The sequence below is a fragment of the Deltaproteobacteria bacterium genome (assembly GCA_016875225.1).
Classification (GTDB): Bacteria; Myxococcota_A; UBA9160; order SZUA-336; family SZUA-336; genus VGRW01.
In genome coordinates this window covers 1-18,677 of record VGRW01000020.1, presented here as the reverse complement: position 1 = coordinate 18,677, position 18,677 = coordinate 1, and the positions used below count along the sequence as shown (strand labels likewise).

Sequence of the window (18,677 nt, the reverse complement as noted above, 5' to 3'; positions counted from 1 at the left end):
GTCAGGGCTGCGCGCCGAGCTGGGCGAGCGCGCTTCGCGCTCCGTCGAGCGACGCGTCGAGCTCGAGCGCGCGCCGGAGTTCCGTCTCTGCGTCGCCCGCGCGTCCGAGTCGCACCAGCGCGATGCCGAGCCGGAAGCGCGCGATCGCGTAGTCGGGGCGCGCATCGACCGCGCGCTCCAGGTAGGGGAGAGCGCGCGCGTCGTCGCCCGCGTCGACGAGGAGCATGCCGAGGTTGAAACACGCCCCTGCGTGACCGGGACGCGCGGCGAGCACCTGCTCGAGCTCCGCGATCGCCGTCGCACGGTCCCCCGCGCGCGCGTGCACCAGCGCCAGATTGATCCGCGCGCTGGTGTGATCGCCGCGTCCGGCGAGCGCGGCCTCGAACTCGGCCTCGGAGCGCGCGAGCTCGCCGCGCCCCAGGTAGAGCACGCCCAGGTCGTTGTGCGCGGCGCCGTTTGCGGGATCGAGCTCGATCGCGCGCGCGAAGTGCTGCTCCGCCAGGTCGATCCGACCCAGGGCCTCCTGCGCCAGACCCAGGCCATTGTGCGCATCCGCGAGCTCGGGTGAACGCGCCAGCGCGGCCTCGAAGTGCGCGATCGCTGCCGCCCAGTCCCCGGCCCGGTAGGCGAGCTTGCCGAGCGAGAGGTGCGGCTGCGCGCGCTCGGGATCGCTCTCGATCCAGCGCGCCAGGAACGCCGCGTCGTCGGCGAAGGCGCTCGCTCGCTCGATGCTCACGGTCGCGGCAGTCGCGATCCCGGCGGCGAGCCCGACGGCCGTGATCGCGCGCCCCGTGCGCGCCCGGCCGAGCGGCTCGAGCGCGGTGAGCGCGAGCGCGACGAGCCCGAGAGACGAGAAGAACACGTAGCGCTCGTCGAAGCGCGCGTCCTGGACGAAGACGTTGGCGGTCGGGAGCAGCCCGAGCGCGATCCAGGCCAGCCAGAAGAGACCACGGCGCTGCGCGTCCGGATCGCGCGCGGCGATTCCGAGGCCGATCGCGGCGCTCGCGGCGAGCGCCAGCGCGAGCCGAACCGGCGAGATCCAGACCGCGGCGATCGGCTCGTAGACCAGATCGCGCGTCGGAGCGAAGAAGACCTGCAGCGCGTAGCCGAACGAGAGCAGCGGCCCGAACGGCTGCGAGAGCAGCGCGAGCTCGGCGCGAGGCTCGCCCGCGAAGATCAGCTGGCGAACGCCGAAGTAGCCGAGCACGAGCAGCGCGAACCGCGCGTGGCGGCGCAGCCACGCCAACGGTTCGCGCCGTGGCGCGCGCGACAAGCCCAGGAGATCCGCCGCCACGAAGACCAGCGGCAGAACCACCGCGTGCTCCTTCGAGAGCAGCGCGGCCCCGGTCGCGGCGAGACAGAGGCCAAGCGAAGGCCCGCGCGGCCGCAAGTACGCGATCACCGCCAGGATCTCGAAGAACGTCGGCCAGAGTGTCTCGCGACCCGACGCGATCGGGTAGACGCACGAGGACGCGATCGGGTGCAGCGCGAAGAGCGAGGCGCCCGCGAGCGCGAGCGGCCACGTGAGCCCGAACGCCGCGGTTCGCAGCAGCGCGAGCGCCGCGAGCGCAACCGCGGCAGCGAGCAACACGTTGGCCACATGGTACGGCGCGGGGTCGTCGCCGTGCACGGCCTTCTGCGCCAGCATGCTGGCGCGCGGAATCGGCCGGTAGTACGGCAGCGTCGGCCAGTGCCGCTCCGCGAAGACCCGCGCGATCTCGAGGCCGCGCGGCGCCTCGCGGTCCACGATCAGCTCGTGGTCGTCGTAGACGAAGCCGAGACGCGCAGCCGGCGCGAACGACACCGCCACCAGCGCGAGGAGCGCTGCTGCAGCGAGCGTGCCCTGCCATCGCATCTCCGCCAGGGTACCCGCGCGGACCGGCTTGGCGCTATGCTTCTCTCACCCCTGGCGTTCGGTCCCGTGAGTGGCGTGAGGTGCGCGTGGAAATCGGGACCGTTGCGCGCAGATGAGCATAGCGGTCGTCGCTGAGAAGCCCTCGGTCGCGCGCGACATCGCGCGAGTGCTGGGCGCCGGAACGCGCGGCGACGGCTGCCTGCGCGGAAACGGCTACGTCGTCACCTGGGCGATCGGGCACCTGGTGGCGCTCGCGCAGCCGCACGAGATCCGACCCGAGTGGCGCGCCTGGCGCCAGACGCTGCTGCCGATGATCCCGGAGCGCTGGCCGCTCGTGGTCTACGAGAAGACGAAGAGCCAGTTCGAGATCGTGCGGCGGATCCTGGCCGACCCCGAGGTCGAGCGCGTGATCTGCGCGACGGACGCAGGCCGAGAGGGCGAGCTGATCTTCCGCTACATCTGGGAGGCCGCGGGGCTGGCCGCGCCGCGCGCGGCCAAGCCGGTCGAGCGGCTCTGGATCTCCTCGCTCACGCCCGACGCGATCCGCGCGGGGCTGGCCGGACTGCGCCCGCAGTCGGAGGTCGACGGCCTGGCCGATGCCGCGCGCGGGCGCAGCCGCGCCGACTGGCTGGTCGGCATGAACCTCTCGCGCGCCTACACGCTGTTGCGTCGCTCGTCGTCGCACGGCGAGCTGCTCTCGGTCGGGCGCGTGCAGACGCCGACGCTGGCGATCCTGGTCGAGCGCGAGCTCGCGATCCGGTCCTTCGTTCCCGAGGACTACGTCGAGGTGGTCGCCGACTTCCGAGCGCACGGAGCGCCCGAGACGGCGCCGGGCCACCGCGGCACCTGGTTCCGCCCCGGCGCGCCCGGCGCCGAGCCCGAGACCCTTGAGCTCGCGCGGCGTCTGCCCGCCGACGGCGAGGAGGCGGAGCGGATCGTCGCGCGCGCGCGTTCGGGTCGCGCCGCGATCGAATCGGTCGAGGCCCAGCGGCGCAGGCTCCCGCCGCCCCAGCTCTACGACCTGACCGAGCTGCAGCGCGCGGCGAACCGGATCTTCGGCTGGAGCGCGACGCGCACGCTCGAGGTCGCGCAGAGCCTGTACGAGTCGAAGAAGCTGCTCTCCTACCCGCGCACGGACAGCCGGCACCTCTCGAAGTCGGTCGCGGCTACGCTGCCGAGGATCGCGAGCGCCATCTCCGGACCGTATCGCGAGCAGCTCGCGCCCGGAGCCGGCGAGCGGCCGCTCGGCCCGCGCTTCGTCGACGACGCCCGGGTGAGCGACCACCACGCGATCATCCCGACCGGGCAATCGCCCGAGAAGGCCGGCCTCTCCGCCGACGAGGCGCGGCTCTTCGATCTGGTCGCGCGGCGCCTGCTCGCGGCCTGGCACGCGGATCACGTCTACGCGACCACGACCGTCGTCACCGCGATCACGAGCTCGGAGCCGACGCCGATCGTCGACCGCTATCGCAGCCAGGGAAGCGCCGTCGTGACGCTCGGCTGGCGCGCGCTCGAGGGCGCGCAGAGCGCGGACTCCGAGCCGCTCCTGCCCCCGGGGCTCGCGCCGGGACAGCCGCAGGACGTCGTCGACGCCCGGGCCGAGCGCAAGCGCACGCGCCCTCCCCGGCGCCTGACCGAGGCGACGCTGCTCACGGCGATGGAGACCGCGGGCCGCACGCTCGAAGACCGCGAGCTCTCCGAGGCGATGCGCGAGACCGGCCTGGGGACGCCGGCGACGCGCGCTTCGATCATCGAGACGCTGCTCGAGCGCAAGTACATCACGCGCGACGGAAAGTCCCTCGCGGCGACGGACAAGGGCGTGGAGCTGATCGAGATCGTGCATCCCGACGTGAAGAGCCCGCTGATGACCGGGCAGTGGGAGGCGCGGCTCGAGCGCATCCAGCGCGGCTCGGGCGATCTCGACAGCTTCATGCGCGACATCGAGACGTACGTGAGCGACGTGGTGAAGCGCGTGCGGACCGAACGGCCGGCGGCCGCGGCGCCGCAGCTTCCGTTCGCCTTCGAGCGCGAGCGCGACGCGCCGCAGACGGCGACCGCGCCCGACCAGCTGCTCGGCTTGCTCGGGCGCCGCTTCGGCTTCGAGAGCTTCCGCCCGTTCCAGGAAGAGGTCTGCCGGTCGGTGACACTCGGCGGTGACGCCCTGCTCGTGATGCCGACCGGCGCGGGAAAGTCGCTCTGCTACCAGCTTCCCGGGCTCGCGCGCGGCGGCACGACGCTGGTCGTCTCTCCGCTGATCGCGCTGATGGACGACCAGGTCGCCAAGCTGCAGGCGCAGGGGCTTCGCGCCGAGCGGATCCACTCCGGACGCGCGCGCGCCGAGTCGCAGGCGGTGCTCCGCGCGTACCTCGACGGGAAGCTCGACTACCTGTTCATCGCGCCGGAGCGGCTGGCGGTGCCTGGCTTCCCCGAGAAGCTGGCGCAGCGCACGCCGGCGCTGGTCGCGGTCGACGAGGCGCACTGCATCTCGCAGTGGGGGCACGACTTCCGGCCCGAGTACCGCATGCTGCGCGAGCGCCTGCCGGCGCTGCGGCCCGCGCCGATCATCGCGCTGACCGCGACGGCCACGCCGCTGGTGCAGCGCGACATCGTCGCGCAGCTCGGGATCGACAAGGCGCATCGCTACATCCACGGCTTCCGGCGCACGAACATCGCGATCGAGCTCGTCGAGGCGAAGCCGTCTGCGCGGGACGCCGCCTGCGAGCGGCTGCTGCGCTCGCCCGCTCGCCGGCCCGCGATCGTCTACGCGCCGACGCGCAAGAAGGCCGAGCTTCTCGCGTCCCGGCTCGACCGCAGCTTCCGCGCCGCCGCGTATCACGCGGGAATGCCCGCGCGCGAGCGCGACGAGGTGCAGCGCCGCTTCATGGCCGGCTCGCTCGAGGTGATCGTCGCCACGATCGCCTTCGGCATGGGGATCGACAAGGCGGACGTGCGCACGGTCGTGCACACGGCGCTGCCGAGCAGCGTCGAGAGCTACTACCAGGAGATCGGCCGCGCCGGGCGCGACGGCGCGCTCTCGCGCGCGGTTCTCTTCCACGGCTTCGTCGACCTGCGCACGCACGAGCACTTCTTCGCGCGCGACTATCCCGACGTCGCGGTGCTCGAGCGCGTCTACCGCGCGCTCGGCGCCGCGCCCGCGCCGCGCGCCGAGCTGCAGCGCAGCCTGCGCATGGACCCCGACGAGCTCGAGCGCGTGCTCGACAAGCTCTGGGTGCACGGAGGCGCGCTGGTCGACGCGGACGAGAACGCCTCGCGCGGGCGCGACGGTTGGCGCGAGCCGTACCTGGCGCAGCAGCGCCACAAGAAGGCGCAGCTCGAGCAGATCCACCGCTACGCCGGAAGCCGCGCCTGCCGCATGCTCCAGCTCGTGCGCCACTTCGGCGACGAGGCGGACTCCGGCGTCGAGTGCGGGATCTGCGACATCTGCAACGCCGAGGGCAGCGAGGCGCTCGGCTTCGCCGCGCTCGACCCGGGCCAGCGCGATGCGCTCGAGCGGATCGTCGCCGCGCTCCGGGCGCGGAACGGCCAGCCCTCGGGAAAGCTACACCGAGAGGTGTTCGGCGAGGCGCTGGACCGAAGCGAGTTCGGGCGGCTGGTTTCGGGGCTGGTGCGCGCAGGGCTCGCGGTGGAGGAGAGCGCGGAGTTCGAGCGCGACGGCGAGACGATCGCGTTCTCGCGCCTGCGGCTGACGCGAGCCGGTCTCGAAGCCGGGGCCGAGGCGCTCGCGGCCGTGCGCGTCGAGCGCGAGAGCGAGGCGGAGCGCGCGCCGCGCAAGCGCCGCGCCCGGAGCCGCGCTGGCGCGCGCGATGCCGCGGCCGTCCCGGCGCGGACGAGGCGCGCGCGCGGCAGCGCAGGCGCCAGCGCGCCCGGGTCCGACGCCGATCAGAGCCTGGACGGCGCGCTCCTCGGGGCGCTGATGCGCTGGCGCGGCGCCGAGGCGAAGCGCCGCCGGATTCCCGCGTTCCGCGTCATGACCAACGCGGCTCTGCAGGGCATCGCGGCCTCGCGGCCTCGCGACGAGCGCGCGCTGCTCGCGGTGAAGGGCATCGGCCCGGCGCTCGCCGCGAAATACGGCCCTGCCCTGCTCGAGATCGTTCGGAGCGGCTAGGCGCGCGCGACCGCGGCCTTGTGGGTGTGGCTCGAGATCGCGTCCACGAGCCGCGCGAAGATCGCGCGCGGCATGTCGTGGCCCATTCCGGGAATCAGCAGCAGCTCGGCGCCCGGAATCGAGGCCGCCGTGTCCTGGCCGCCTTCGACCGGCACGAGCGGATCGTCTGTTCCATGGATCACGAGCGCGGGCGCGCGGACGTCGGCGAGCCGGGGCGCGCGATTGCCGTGCGCCAGGATCGCGGCGAGCTGGCGCGCTTGCCCCGCGGGGTGATTCGCGCGGTCGTAGAGCAGAGCGCTTCGCGTGCGGATCAGCGCTTCGTCGAACGGGAAGCCGGGGCTGCCGATCTTCCGCCACATCTCGACCGAGGCGTCGATCGCGGCCTCGCGTCCGACCGGAGGCGGGCTCATCAGCAGCGCGAGGATCTCCGGCCGCGCCGGCGGGAGCGCGGGATTTCCGGTCGTGGACATGATCGAGACCAGGCTGCGCACGCGCGCGGGATGCCGGATCGCGACGGTCTGCACGATCATCCCGCCCATCGAAGCGCCGACGAAGTGGGCGTCGCGGATCCCGAGCGCGTCGCAGAGCCCGACCGCGTCGTCGGCCATGTCGTCGAGCGTGTACGGCACCGACACCGGCTCTCCGCTCGCCGCCGCGGTCATCAGCGCGATCGGGTCGGGGATTCCGTGCGAATCGAAGTGGGTCGAGAGCCCGATGTCGCGGTTGTCGAAGCGGACCACGAAGTGACCGCGCTCGGCGAGCGCCGCGCAGAACGAGTCCTCCCAGAGCAGCATCTGCCCGCCCAGGCCCATCACCAGGAGCAGCGGCTCGGCGCCGCGATCCCCGAAGCTGTCGTACTCGATCCGGATCCCGTTCGCGTCGATTTTCGGCATGCGGCAAGTGTCTGCGCCGCCACCCCGTCGGGTCAAGCGCGGAGATTCGCAGCGGCGGCTAGAAGTCGCGCTCCATCACCGTGCGCCGGCCGTCGCGCATCGCGCTCTGGATCGCGTCGTCGCAGAGGTCGCGGAGCTTGTCGGAGAGCAGCTCGATCACGGCGTCGGAGGTGCTCATTCCCGAGCGCTCGCGCACGTAGGCCTTGAGCTTGGACACGACGACCAGCACCTCGCGCGGCGGCCGGGGCGCGGGCGCGCGCGCCGCGGACGCGATGCGGCGCTGCGGCTCGCGCGCGGGCGGGCTCGCGGCGGCCGGCGCGGACGACGACGCGCTCGCCGCCTCTTCCGCCTGCTCGCGAAGCCAGGCCTCGCGCGTCGGCGCGCGCCGCTCCTCGGCCCACGCCTCGCGGTGGTTCATCAGCGGCAGGTGGACGTCCCAGCACGACGTCGTGCAGAACACGAGACCCGTGCGCTTGCGATTGCAGGTCGAGACGCTGCAGACCCAGAAGGTCCGCGTGAAGCCGATCTCCTTCTTGCAGCTGCTGCAGCGTCGCCAGAAGCTCGCGCTCGCCTCGCTCATGCCGTGCCTCCGCGTCCAGTGGAATTCGCGCGGCGAGGATACTGCGATCGGCAGCGCGCCGGCAGGTCAGGCGCAAGCGCGCCCGCTCGTCGTGCACGGGCGCGCGATCAAGTGCCATCCGGGGGCTTCCGATACCACTCGCGACATGATCGGGATCACCATCGGCAGCTACGAGATCGCCGAGAAGATCGGCTCTGGGGGCGTGGCCGACGTCTACCGGGCGAGCGATCCGCTGCTCGGACGCAATGTGGCGATCAAGTTCCTGCGCGAGGGGCTCGGCGATCGCCCCGAGGTGGTCGAGCGCTTCCAGTCGGAGGCGCGCACCCTGGCCAAGCTGATCCACCCCAACGTCGCGCTTCTGTACTGCCTGCTCCGCGAGGAGCGGCACCTGGGAATGGTGATGGAGTACGTAGAGGGGCGGACCTTCGCGCAGATCCTCGCCAGCTCCGGGCGGCTCGAGCCCGAGCGCGCGCTTCCGCTCGTGCAGCAGGCGATCGCCGGGATCGACCACGCGCACCAGGCGGGGATCGTGCACCGCGACATCAAGGCGTCGAATCTGATGCTCGCGACGAACGGCGGCGTGAAGGTGATGGACTTCGGAATCGCGCGCTGCCTCGGCACGGATCGCGCGACGCGCCAGGGCCACATGGTCGGAACCATGCAGTACATGTCGCCCGAGCAGGGGTGCGGCGACGAGACCGACGCGCGCTCGGACGTGTACGCGCTCGGCGTCCTGCTCTACGAGCTGCTCGGCGGCGAGCTCCCGTTCGACTCCGAGAACGACTACCAGCTCTGCCGCGCGCAGATCGAGGACGCGCCGCGCCCGCTGCGAGCGCTCGTCCCTGATCTTTCCGCGCCTCTCGAGGACGTCGTGCTGCGCGCGCTCGCGAAGGACCCGAGCCAGCGCTTCCCCGGGGTGCGCGAACTCGGAGACGCGCTCCAGGACGCGTGGCGCCGCGGCGCGCTGGCGCGCAGGAGTGCGGAGCGCGAGGCCCCGGTGACGCGCGAGCTCGCGCTCGAAGAGGCCGAGCAGATCGCGCTCGCCAGCACGCGGAGCATCACGCCGGCGACCTCGGTGCGAAGCGTCGACGCGCACGCGCTCACGCGCGAGCTCCGCAGCCCGGCGTCTGAATGCGAGCCCGCGCGGCCGGAGCGCGGCCGCGGCCGGATCGCGCTCGCCGCCTGCGGGCTGCTCCTGATTGCGTTCCTGTTCGGGGTGCGGCTGGTGCGGCACGAGAAGCGAGTCGAGACCGCGGCGTCGACGCGACCGAGCGCGGCGCAGCCCGCAGCGGCCGTGGCCGCGCCCGTCGTGGCCGCGCCCAGCGCCGGCGGCGCGAAGACGGCCAGCGCGGCTCCGATCCGGAAGGCGGCGCCCGCACCCCGCGCAGCGGCCGCGCCGAGCAAGTCGACGGAGCCCGCGGCAGAGTCGCCGCGAGGAGAAGCGAGTTGGGTGATCCGAAGGCGCTAGTCGCGCTTCTGCTCGCGCTCGCCTGCACGGCGTGTGCGTCGCTGCCCGCGCCGCTCGACCGGCCGTTCCGCACGCCCGGACAGAAGCTCGAAGACTTCCCCGAGGAGGTCGCGGCGGAGTTCCTCTGCGCCGAGCAGAAGCTCCCCTGGTTCAAGCTCGAGCGGGTCGAGGTCTGGCCCAAGCGCGTGCGGCCCGGCGGCGAGGTCGGTCACCGAATGGTGTACGCGCTCTGCACCACCGCCCCGACCGAGGTGGTGACGGGCCGGCTCGAGATGAAGATCCTGCACCGCGGCAAGGCGATCGGCACGGTTCCCGAGCCGCAGTACGACCTGCGCCCGGGACGCTGGGTGGTCGACGTGTTCGTGGCCGTGCCGCCCGACGCAGGCGACGGCGTCTACGCGCTCGAGCTCGACTTCGACGCTGGCCCGGTCCACTTCGCGCAGAGTGAGACGTTCGCGGTCGAGGCCGTCGCGAAGTAGCCGGCTCGCGCGGACTGCGGCTCAGGCCGACGTGCTCCTCGCGCCCTCCCGACCGCCCGTGACCACGAGCGCCGGCCGGGCGCTCGCCAGGCTCATCAGCTCGTCGAACGAGCCCTCGACCGCGGTCACGAAGTTGCGCAGATCGGGAACCAGGTCGTAGTCGGCGTTGAAGCCCCAGCAGAGCTTTCCGTTGTAGCTCATCAGCGCGATGCCGAGCCCGAGCCGGTCGGTGAGGGGAACGTTCGGGAAGCACTCGAGCATCTCGGCGCCGAGCATGTACATCGGCGCCTGCGGGCCGGGAACGTTCGTGACCACCAGGTTGAACGGGAGCAGGCGCGTCATGTTCCGCGCGCCGAGCGCGAGCAGCGTCGACGGCGTGTACTCCGCGGCCTGCGTCAGCACCTCCGCGCCGACCGCGCTCTTGGAGTCCTTGAGCCAGGTCGTGCGCTCGGTGATCCGTTCCAGCTGCACGCGGCGGTCGGCCGTCCCGATCGGCAGCGGCACGATCCAAGCGGAAACGCGGTTGCCGAGCGCCCCGTGCTCGTTCTCGCTGCGCACCGACACCGGCGCCATCACGCGGAAGTCGAGCTTGTCTGGATTCACGTGCCGCGCGCGCAGGAAGTCGCGCACCGCGCCGGTCACGATCGCGAGCACGATGTCGTTCAGCGATCCGCCCAGGCTCTTGCGCAGCTTCTTGATGTCGGCGAGGTCCATCGTCAGCCACTCGAAGCGGCGGTGCGGGCCGATCTCGCGGTTGAACGGCGTCTCCGACGGCAGGCGCAAGCTGCCGCCCATCGCCTCGGTCAGCGCCCGCACCCGAGTCATCACGTCGAATCTCACGCTCTCCGCGGTGCGCATCGCGCTCACCGCGCCGCGCAGGATCTCGAGCGGCAGGCCCGCGCGGCGCAGGAACTCGTGGCGCATCAGCTCGAATCCCGACGGCGCGGGGCGCGGCACCCAGGAGGGCTCGTCGGGCGTGCGCGTGTCGGGCTCGGGCGACATCAGGACGCGCATGATGTCGACGCCGGAGGCGCCGTCGATCATGCAGTGGTGCGTCTTGGAGATGATCGCGAAGCGGTCGTCCTCGAGCCCCTCGACGATCCACATCTCCCAGAGCGGGCGGTTGCGGTCGAGGTGCTGCTGGAGGATTCGCGCCGACAGGCGCTTCAGCTGCTCGTCGGTGCCGGGACGCGGCAGCCCCGTGTGGCGCAGGTGGAAGTCGAGGTTGAAGTTGTCGTCGTCCACCCAGACCGGATGGTTCTCGAACGGGATCCAGGCCAGCTTCTGGCGGTAGCGCGGAATGCGGTGCAGGAGCGCGGCGAGTAGCTTGCGGATCCGAGCCGCGTCGACGCCGCCTCCCTCGGTGCGCAGCGGGCCGGTCTTGTGGATCTGCGTCGAGCCCACGTGCATGTACGAGTTGGGCTTCTCGAGCATGAGAAACGAGTTGTCGAGCGCAGTGAGTCGGTCGTAGGCGTAGCGTGGCATGGGGGGCTCATTCTCCTGGTGTGTCTCGACCCGGGGTAGTCGGCGGGTCGCGGTCTGTCAATCGATTCGACGAATTCATGCGTTCGGCGAGGACTCCTCGATCCGTTCGAGGAGCAGGCCGGCGGCGCGCGTCGCGTAGTGCTGCAGGCCGAGCGGACGCAGCAGCGCGATCGCCTGCTTCGCGTGACCGATCTTCGCCGCCTCGTCACCTCGCGCGCGGGCGACCTCGGCCAGGCCGAGCCTGGCTCGGCCTTCGACCTGTCGGAGTCCGCACTCGCGCGCGCGAGAGACGGCCTCTCCGAAGCGACGCTCGGCGGTGTCGAGCTCGTCGGGGCCGGAAGCCAGCGCGACCATGCCCAGCGAGAGGGCGGCCTTCGCCTGGCGAAGCCGTCCGCCGGCACGCGCCACGCGCGCCTCGGCCAGGCGCCGGGCGCGCGAGACCTCGCCGTTCTCGAGCAGCGCCTCGACGATCGTCTCCGAGCCGGAGCCGAGATCCCCGCTGGAGAGAAGGCCGCGTTCGAGCCGGTCGATCTCGGCGCCGGAGACGCCCCGCTCGCCGCGCTGCGCGCGCACGAGCAGAAGCGTCGCGCTCGCGGAGCGCAGCGCCGCCAGGCTCTCGATCGCCTCGGCGATCGGCAGCGCGAGCTTCGCCCAGCGCTCGGCCTCGGCGTACTCGCCGCGCAGGAAGGCGATCCAGGCCAGCATCGACGCCGAGGCGGCCTTCACCGTGCGGTTCCCGAAGCGATCGGCGAGCGCGAACGACTCCGCGACCCAGGGCACGGCCGTCGCGAAGTCGTCGCTGTCGACGAGCAGTCGGGCGCGGAAGAAGCGCGCGCCCATGTAGGGATCGGTTCCGCGCCGGGCGTCGCCGCTGCGCTCCAGTGCGGCGAGGATCTCGTCGGCCAGCCGGCCCGCCTCGGCAAAGCGCGCGTCGAGCACGCAGGCGAAGATCATCCCGCGAACCGCTCGAAGCAGAGAGGTCGGCGAGCCCGCGCGGCGCGCGATCTCGACGCTGCGCTCGACCATCGCCATGCCCTCGTCGAATCGCTCCAGCGGGCCGTTCAGGGTCAACAGACCGTAGGCGGCGAGCAGATTCGAGTGCAGCTCGAGATCGCCGATCTCTTCCGCGAGCGAGATGCCGCGGCTCGCCGCGCGCTGGTCCGCGTCGGATTCGGAGTCGCCGTAGATCGCCGCGGCCGAGCACAGCCCCACCGCGGCCTCGAGCGCGACGCGCTTCAGCTCGGGCGTGGGGCTGCGCGACTCGTCGAGCGTTCCCTCGGCCAGACGCCACGCCTCGCGGTAGAGCCGCATCGCGTCCCCGTACGAGGGCAGCGCCTGCGCCTGCTGCCCCGCCGCGAGCAGCGCGCGGATTCCCCCCACGCGGTCGTCGCCGCGGGCCAGGTGATGCGCCGCCAGCGCCAGCCCGCCGCGGGCGTCACCGACCTGTGTCGGATCGCGGCCTTCGGCGTCGAGCAGGGCCGCGGCGCGATCGTGCAGCGAGCGCCGCTCGCGCAGCAGCAGGCCCTCGTAGGCGACCTCCTGGGTCAGGCTCTCGCCGAAGAGGAACTCGTCGTGCGCCATACCGCCGTTCCGGTGCAGCACGCCGCGCCGCTCGAGCTCGCCGAGCTCCGACTCGACGTCGATCGCCTCGCCCGCGAGCAGCGCTTCGAGATGCCGCAGGCGGAACTGCCGGCCGAGCACGGCGGCGACCTGCGCCACCCGCTTCGCGGCGGGCCGCAGGCGGTCGATGCGCGCGCCGAGCACCTCGCCGATCGTGTCGGGAATGCGGATCTCTTCGGCGCGGCGCGTCGCGACGACCCGCCCGTCGCGCGCGACCAGGGTGCCGTCCTCGACCAGCGAGCGCGTGAGCTCCTCGAGATAGAAGGGATTCCCTTCGGCCTTGCGCAGGATCAGGCTCTCGACCTCGCGCGGAACCGGGCCGCCCGCGCGCGCGCGCACGATGCGCGCCGCGTCGGCTTCGGCGAGCGGCCGCAGCCGCAGCTGCGTGAGCGCGGCGTTCGACTGCCAGTTCGGCCGGTGATCTGGGCGGTGCGTCGTCACGATCATCACGCGCGCGGTGTCGGTGCGCGCGACGGCCATCTCGAGCACCTCGCGCGAGGCGTCGTCGAGCCAGTGCAGATCCTCGATGATCATCACCACGGGCACACGCAGGGAGGTGCTCTCGATCAGCCGCGAGACGGCCTCGAAGCCGCGCTGGTGCGCCGGCCCGTCCGGCGTGGCTTCTCGCCCCTCCGCCGGGAGCGAGAGCAGCCAGCACAGATCTGCGTAGCCCTCGTCCACCTGGCCGTCCGGATCCCGGAGCCGCGACGAGATCTTCTCGCAGGCGCAAGCGCGGTCGTCGTCGGGCGCGACGTCGAACCAGCGCTTCAGCATCGCCGCCCAGGGCGCGTACGGCACCGAGCGCGTGAGCGAGGAGCAGCGCGTCTCGAGCAGCTCGAGCTCGCGGCCGGCGAGGCGCTTCTTCAGCTCGTGCACGAGCCGCGACTTGCCGATCCCCGCCTCGCCGACGATCGAGACGACCTGCGCGAGCCCCGCCTGGAGTCGATCGAAGCAGGCCTCGAGCTGCGCGAGCTCGGCCTCGCGCCCGAACAGCGGCGTGAGCTCGCCGCGCTCGCCGCTGAACGTCGGCTCGCGCGCGGCCAATCCGAGCACCTGGTGCGCGCTCACCGGCTCGCTCTTGCCCTTCACCTCGAACGGGCCCGCCGGCTCGGTCGCGAACGCCCCGCGCAGCAGCGCGAGCGTCGCCTCCGAGATCAGGATCGTTCCCGGCGTGGCCAGGGACTGCAGCCGCGCCGCAAGGTTCGTCGTGTCGCCGATCGCGGTGTAGTCCATCTTCTGGTCGTTGCCGACGGTTCCGGCGACGACGATCCCGGTGTGGATGCCGATGCGCGCGCGGAGCTCGACGCCGCGCTCGGCGAGCAGGCGATCGGAGAGATCCGCGAGCGACGCCTGGATCGCCAGCGCGGCGCGGACGGCGCGCTCCGGCGCGTCCTCGTGGGCGATCGGCGCGCCGAAGAGCGCCATCAACCCGTCGCCGGCGAGCTGATTCACGATCCCCTCGAAGCGATAGATCTGGGCGAAGGCGAGCTCGAGATAGCGGTCGAGCAGCTCGCGGTAGATCTCGGGATCGAGGCGCTCCGCGAGCGCGGTCGAATCGACCAGATCGCAGAAGAAGACGGTCGCGCGCTTGCGCTCCCCGGCCACCGCTTGCGAGGCGCGGATTCGCGTCGCGAGCGTCTCCGGAATCCGCCGCGCGGGCCTCTCTTCGCGGGCCGCCGGCGCCGGCGCATCTTGCGCGCGCCCGCACTCGGGACAGAAGCGCCAGCCGGGCTCGACCCTGGCGCCACAGAACGCGCACGCGGTCGCCGCCGGGGCGCCACACGCATGGCAGAACTTCTTTCCGGGCAGGAGCTCCGTCCCGCAGCTCGCGCAGAGCATGCAATCACCTTCGGCCCGTGTTCCGGACCCGTCAAGCGGGGTTCTTGGCTACGATGCCCGCCAGCGTGAAGCTGGTTACCTGGAACGTGAACTCGATCCGGCAGCGACTGGAGCGGCTGATCGCCCTGCTCGCTCGCCACGCGCCCGACGTCGTCTGCCTCCAGGAGACGAAGGTCACCGACGCCGACTTTCCGGTCGCCGCGCTCCGCGAAGCCGGCTACGCGACCGCGTTCGCGGGACAGAAGTCCTACAACGGTGTGGCGATCCTGGCCAGGAGCGAGCCCGCCGAGGTCACGTGCGGCTTTCGCGACGGAGCGGACGACGGCCAGGCGCGCCTGATCGCGGCGACGGTCGCGGACGTGCGGGTGATCTGCGCCTACGTGCCCAACGGCCAGGCGGTGGGAACGGAGAAGTACGCCTACAAGCTCGAGTGGCTCGAACGGCTGCGCCGGATGCTCGAGCGCGAGGCCGACGCGTCGCAGCCGCTCGCGCTGGCCGGCGACTTCAACGTCGCGCCGGCCGACGCCGACGTGCACGACCCCGAGGCCTGGCGCGGCCAGGTGCTCTGCTCCGAGCCCGAGCGCGCCGCGCTGGCCCGGGTGCTCGACTGGGGGCTCGTCGACGCGTTCCGGGCGCGCTATCCCGAGCGTGTCGCGTTCACCTGGTGGGACTACCGGGAGCTCGGCTTCCCGAAGAACCGCGGCCTGCGAATCGACCACGTGCTGCTTTCGCGACCGCTGATCGAGAGACTGGAGGACGTCGTGATCGATCGAGACGAGCGCAAGGGAAAGGGAGCGAGCGACCACGCGCCGGTGCTGGCGGTGCTGCGATGAGGCCGATCCTCGCGCTCGCAGCCGTCGCCCTGGCCTGCGCCTGCTCGTCTCCGCTCGATCCGATCGTCGACTGCGCGCCGGTCGGAAACGCGCGGCCGGTCTGCGGCTTCCAGAACCCCGAGGACCTCGCCCTGCTCCCCGGCGGGCGCAGCCTGGTGATCAGCCAGATGGGCGAGATGGACGGCTCCAAGTCCGGAAGCCTGGTCTTCTTCGAGCTCGCGAGCGACGCCATATCGCCCGCCTTCGCCGGCACGCCCGCGGAGCGCCGCGCGGCCGCTCCGGGCTGGGGCGAGGCGAGCTGCACCGCCGCGCCCGACGCCGCGTTCAGCCCGCACGGCCTCGCGCTCTCCACGCGCCCCGACGGGACTCATCAGCTGCTGGTCGTGAATCACGGCGGGCGGGAGTCGATCGAGTTCTTCGAAGTCAGTGACTCGGAAGCCGGCCCGGCGCTCAGCTGGCGCGGCTGCGCGATCGCACCGGAGAAGACCTGGCTGAACGACGTCGCAGCGCTGCCGGACGGCGGCTTCGTGGCCACGAACATGATGCCCAGGGGCGGCGGCCTGGTCGCGATGCTGAAGGGAGCGCTCGGCCTGGCGACCGGCTGGGTGATCGAATGGCACCCGGACGCGGGCTTCTCGAAGCTGCCCGGTACCGACGCTGCGATGCCGAACGGGATCGAGGTGTCGGCGGACGGCGAGAGCCTGTACGTGGACCTCTACCTGGCCGACGAGGTGCGCAAGCTGTCGCGGAAGACCGGCGAGACGCTCGCCTCGGTCGAGATCGCAAGCCCCGACAACATACTCTGGAGCCCCGACGGAAGCCTGCTGGTCGCCTCGCACAACGCGCCGCTCAACGAGATGCTCGCCTGCGGCGATATCGAACGCGGCGCCTGTCCGTTCCATTTCTCGATCCTCGCGCTCGACCCCGAGTCACTCGCTCCGCGCTCGCTCTACGAGAATCGCGGCGCGCCGATGGGCGCCGGAACGGCGGCGCTGCGAATCGGCGACGAGCTCGTGATCGGCAGCTTCAAGGGCGACCGGATCGTCCGCGTGACGCTGGCGAAGTAGCGGGCGGTGGCAGATGTTCGATCGCCGGGCACCCGACGCCGCGGGCCGAAGCGGCCGTGACCTGCTGCTTCACACGGAAGCGCGCGGACAAGCGCACGCTCGCCGGAAGTGCACCCGCGACCGAGGGGGAGGGGAAGAACGGGACGACCATGAGCGCGACTGCGAGAAGCAACCGCGCGACGGCGAGCCCATACTCGCGACGGCTCCAAGTCTCGCCGGTCTTCGGATCGCTCACCGGATGCCCACCCCATGGCCTGAAGAGCGTCTAGACACCGATCGGCGTCGCTTGGAGCCGATCGTGCTCGGCGCTGTGCCTCCCGCCAACCCCGCACCGCCCCTCGCGATCCCAGCGAATCCTCCCACTGTTATCTTGCACTACGACCGAGGAGACCGGCGATCACGTCGGGGGCCATTGAGAACTGGACGCTGCGGTAGCCCGGAATCGGCTGCATCGACCTCCGTTCAGCGTCGAAGAGAAAGACCGTGATGTTGTCGACGGAGTAGCCAGCCTTGGTCGCCATCGACACGAGGAGTCCTAGGGTGCCAATCGGAACGTCCTCGCGAATCAGAATCGCCAAGGGCTGGCTCTCCAGCGTCAATCGCTCACCGCCGGGTCGGGCAAGTCCGTTCAGGATCGTAAGCGCGTTCGTCAGCTCCGATTCTCCGAGTGAGACCGAGAAGCCGAGTTCGCCTGACTCGGAACCCTTCGCGTGCGGCTCGACCACGGCGACGACAACCCCGGGAGCTTCGGCGGGGACCGCGGAGGCGCAGACAACGAACTGAAGCGCTAGCGACCCGACCACAGCCGCCGCGCCGACGACAACTCGCATCTCAGTCTCCTGTGTATCGCCTGTAGCGAGGGTTCGAGGGGTGGTCAGCTCCGGGGGGACCGACTCGGTTGGCATGCGCACCTTGCGTAGTCGTGCCGCCCGAGCCGTCGGGCACCACGACAGCCGCATGCCCCGTCACACCCGGTACGCCGCCGGTGAATGGGTCCGCCATGATGTCACCGGCCTCCGGTGATTCGCCGGGACCAAGCAACCTCCAATCCGGAACGCTTCCTCTCCCCAACTCTGCTGCAGTGGGGCAACGATCTTTGGTGCCGCCCTCTCCGTCGGGCACGGTGACCGTCGTGTCAGCACCTGAGCTAGCAGCTGCGGCGCACGTGAACCCGCTGCACTTGTTGGACCCCGCCGGGTACTGTGGCGACAGGTTGGCGTCGTAGGAGAAGTCCGTGCTCCCGTTCTGATCGAGGGCCCACTGAGCAACCGCCTTCCTCTTCTTCACATTGGAAGCGCTGCCTTCCTCCAAGCCGAAGGGATCGAAGAAGCGAAGCGGGTTGTTCCGCGCGTAGCGATAGACGTTGATCCCGCCTGCCTGCCCGATGGGATCGGCGGAGACGTAGCGTCCCGTGCCCGGGTCATACGTTCTGAAGAAGTTGTAGTGCAGCGATGACTCCGCATCGAGATACTGCCCCGGCAGGCGGACGTTGAGCGGGGTCGAGAGTCCGGTCGCGAGATGCGCCTGGCCGTACGCTTCGTACGCGGCCTGCCAGACCACCGCGCCGGCGGACGACGTCATCACCCGCGGCGTGTCCAAGCGATCCGCGTGCACGTCGTAGATCAGCTCGCTTCCGCCGCTCGGCACCGCCATCTGCGCCGGCGCGAAGCCGTCGAGCGGCGTGTAGCGCGTGGTGCGCGTGCCCGCGCCGCTGTACTCCGCCAGCAGCCGATCCCCCGACCACAGGTACCACGTCGTCGTCGAGCCGACGGACTTCCTCAGCCGCCGCGCGAACGGATCCTGCGTGTACGCCGCGCTCGTCGCCCCGCTCGCGTAGGCCGTGAGCCGGTTCTCCAGGTCCCACGTGTAGCTCGCCTGGCCGCTCGTCCCGGGGTCCCGCACCTTCGTGTTCCCGTCGTCGTCGTAGTCGTAGCTGTGCCCCGGGCTCGTCCGCATCCGGTGGTTGGCATCGTGCGCGTAGCCGCTCATCGTCCGGTTCCCCACCCCGTCGTACGCGAAGGTCTCCAGGTCCGGCAGCGTGTCCAGCGGCGGCGGCAGCGTCGGGTGATCGGCCGAGGTGAGCCGGTCCAGGCTGTCGTAGCCGTAGGTCGTCAAGCGGCTCGCGGAGTCGGTCAGCGTCGCCACGTTCAGGACGTCCGTGTACGTGTACGCCCACTTCTCGATCAAGGGCGTCCCCGCGGGCGGCTTGATCCGGATCTCCGACACCGGGCCGCGCACGTCGTAGTCCACCTCCCGCGTCACCCCGCCAGGGTACGTCACGACCTTCTCTCCGTCGTGCGGCCAGGGTCCTGCGGCATAGAGTGTGTATGAGCGAGGGTGAAAGGAGAGCGGCGTACACTCCTGGTTGATGAAAACCAGAACGCTCGTCGAACGTCGACGGGCGCAGGAGGACGCCGCTCGTGATCAGCATA

At 71.7% G+C, this 18,677-nt stretch carries 12 protein-coding genes; 5 read left to right on the top strand and 7 right to left on the bottom strand.

The annotated features are described in order from the left end of the window. Position 1: 1 nt before the first annotated feature. Entirely contained in the window at positions 2-1,855 is a 1,854-nt protein-coding gene (locus FJ108_07220) for a tetratricopeptide repeat protein (GenBank protein MBM4335688.1), read from the bottom strand. A gap of 112 nt (positions 1,856-1,967) precedes the next feature. On the opposite strand from FJ108_07220, the gene topB reads away from it, so the two are divergent. Next, positions 1,968-5,981 (top strand): DNA topoisomerase III, encoded by a 4,014-nt coding sequence (gene topB / locus FJ108_07215; protein MBM4335687.1) that lies wholly within the window; start codon positions 1,968-1,970, stop codon positions 5,979-5,981. On the opposite strand, the gene FJ108_07210 is transcribed toward topB, so the two are convergent. Further along, entirely contained in the window at positions 5,978-6,874 is an 897-nt protein-coding gene (locus tag FJ108_07210) for an alpha/beta fold hydrolase (GenBank protein MBM4335686.1), read from the bottom strand. The two genes, topB and FJ108_07210, sit on opposite strands and share 4 nt — an antisense overlap. Positions 6,875-6,932: 58 nt before the next feature. After that, positions 6,933-7,148, bottom strand: coding sequence for a hypothetical protein (locus tag FJ108_07205; protein MBM4335685.1), 216 nt, complete (start codon positions 7,146-7,148; stop codon positions 6,933-6,935). Between the two features lie 304 nt (positions 7,149-7,452). Here FJ108_07205 and FJ108_07200 point away from each other — a divergent pair, with 304 nt between their 5' ends. Together FJ108_07200 and FJ108_07195 are read left to right on the top strand one after the other, a co-directional pair. Next, entirely contained in the window at positions 7,453-8,922 is a 1,470-nt protein-coding gene (locus FJ108_07200; protein MBM4335684.1) for a serine/threonine protein kinase, read from the top strand. Further along, entirely contained in the window at positions 8,901-9,401 is a 501-nt protein-coding gene (locus tag FJ108_07195; protein ID MBM4335683.1) for a hypothetical protein, read from the top strand. Before FJ108_07200 ends, FJ108_07195 begins: the two co-directional genes overlap by 22 nt. A gap of 21 nt (positions 9,402-9,422) precedes the next feature. Here FJ108_07195 and FJ108_07190 read toward each other — a convergent pair whose 3' ends face one another. Together FJ108_07190 and FJ108_07185 are read right to left on the bottom strand one after the other, a co-directional pair. Next, positions 9,423-10,886: a wax ester/triacylglycerol synthase family O-acyltransferase gene (locus FJ108_07190; protein ID MBM4335682.1), complete on the bottom strand. Its 1,464-nt coding sequence runs from the start codon at positions 10,884-10,886 to the stop codon at positions 9,423-9,425. Between the two features lie 75 nt (positions 10,887-10,961). Beyond that, positions 10,962-14,345, bottom strand: a complete 3,384-nt coding sequence (locus FJ108_07185; protein ID MBM4335681.1) for a hypothetical protein — start codon at positions 14,343-14,345, stop codon at positions 10,962-10,964. A gap of 65 nt (positions 14,346-14,410) precedes the next feature. Between FJ108_07185 and xth the strand changes: the two genes are divergently transcribed. Continuing rightward, on the top strand, positions 14,411-15,178 hold the full coding sequence (gene xth, locus FJ108_07180) for an exodeoxyribonuclease III (protein ID MBM4335680.1): 768 nt from the start codon (positions 14,411-14,413) through the stop codon (positions 15,176-15,178). Then, on the top strand, positions 15,175-16,245 hold the full coding sequence (locus FJ108_07175; GenBank protein MBM4335679.1) for a hypothetical protein: 1,071 nt from the start codon (positions 15,175-15,177) through the stop codon (positions 16,243-16,245). Before xth ends, FJ108_07175 begins: the two co-directional genes overlap by 4 nt. Positions 16,246-16,610: 365 nt before the next feature. Here FJ108_07175 and FJ108_07170 read toward each other — a convergent pair whose 3' ends face one another. Both FJ108_07170 and FJ108_07165 read right to left on the bottom strand, forming a co-directional pair. After that, positions 16,611-17,075, bottom strand: a complete 465-nt coding sequence (locus tag FJ108_07170) for a hypothetical protein (GenBank protein MBM4335678.1) — start codon at positions 17,073-17,075, stop codon at positions 16,611-16,613. A 1-nt stretch (position 17,076) separates the two neighbouring features. Then, a complete protein-coding gene (locus FJ108_07165) occupies positions 17,077-18,507 on the bottom strand; it encodes an RHS repeat-associated core domain-containing protein (protein ID MBM4335677.1) in 1,431 nt (476 codons plus the stop codon). Positions 18,508-18,677: the final 170 nt, after the last annotated feature.

What these genes read in the sequence shown, in the direction of transcription:
- FJ108_07220 (MBM4335688.1), bottom strand. Translation starts at nt 1,855, where the DNA reads ATGCGATGGCAGGGCACGCTCGCTGCAGCAGCGCTCCTCGCGCTGGTG.
- topB (MBM4335687.1), top strand. Translation starts at nt 1,968, where the DNA reads ATGAGCATAGCGGTCGTCGCTGAGAAGCCCTCGGTCGCGCGCGACATC.
- FJ108_07210 (MBM4335686.1), bottom strand. Translation starts at nt 6,874, where the DNA reads ATGCCGAAAATCGACGCGAACGGGATCCGGATCGAGTACGACAGCTTC.
- FJ108_07200 (MBM4335684.1), top strand. Translation starts at nt 7,453, where the DNA reads ATGCCGTGCCTCCGCGTCCAGTGGAATTCGCGCGGCGAGGATACTGCG.
- FJ108_07190 (MBM4335682.1), bottom strand. Translation starts at nt 10,886, where the DNA reads ATGCCACGCTACGCCTACGACCGACTCACTGCGCTCGACAACTCGTTT.
- FJ108_07185 (MBM4335681.1), bottom strand. Translation starts at nt 14,345, where the DNA reads ATGCTCTGCGCGAGCTGCGGGACGGAGCTCCTGCCCGGAAAGAAGTTC.
- FJ108_07175 (MBM4335679.1), top strand. Translation starts at nt 15,175, where the DNA reads ATGAGGCCGATCCTCGCGCTCGCAGCCGTCGCCCTGGCCTGCGCCTGC.
- FJ108_07170 (MBM4335678.1), bottom strand. Translation starts at nt 17,075, where the DNA reads ATGCGAGTTGTCGTCGGCGCGGCGGCTGTGGTCGGGTCGCTAGCGCTT.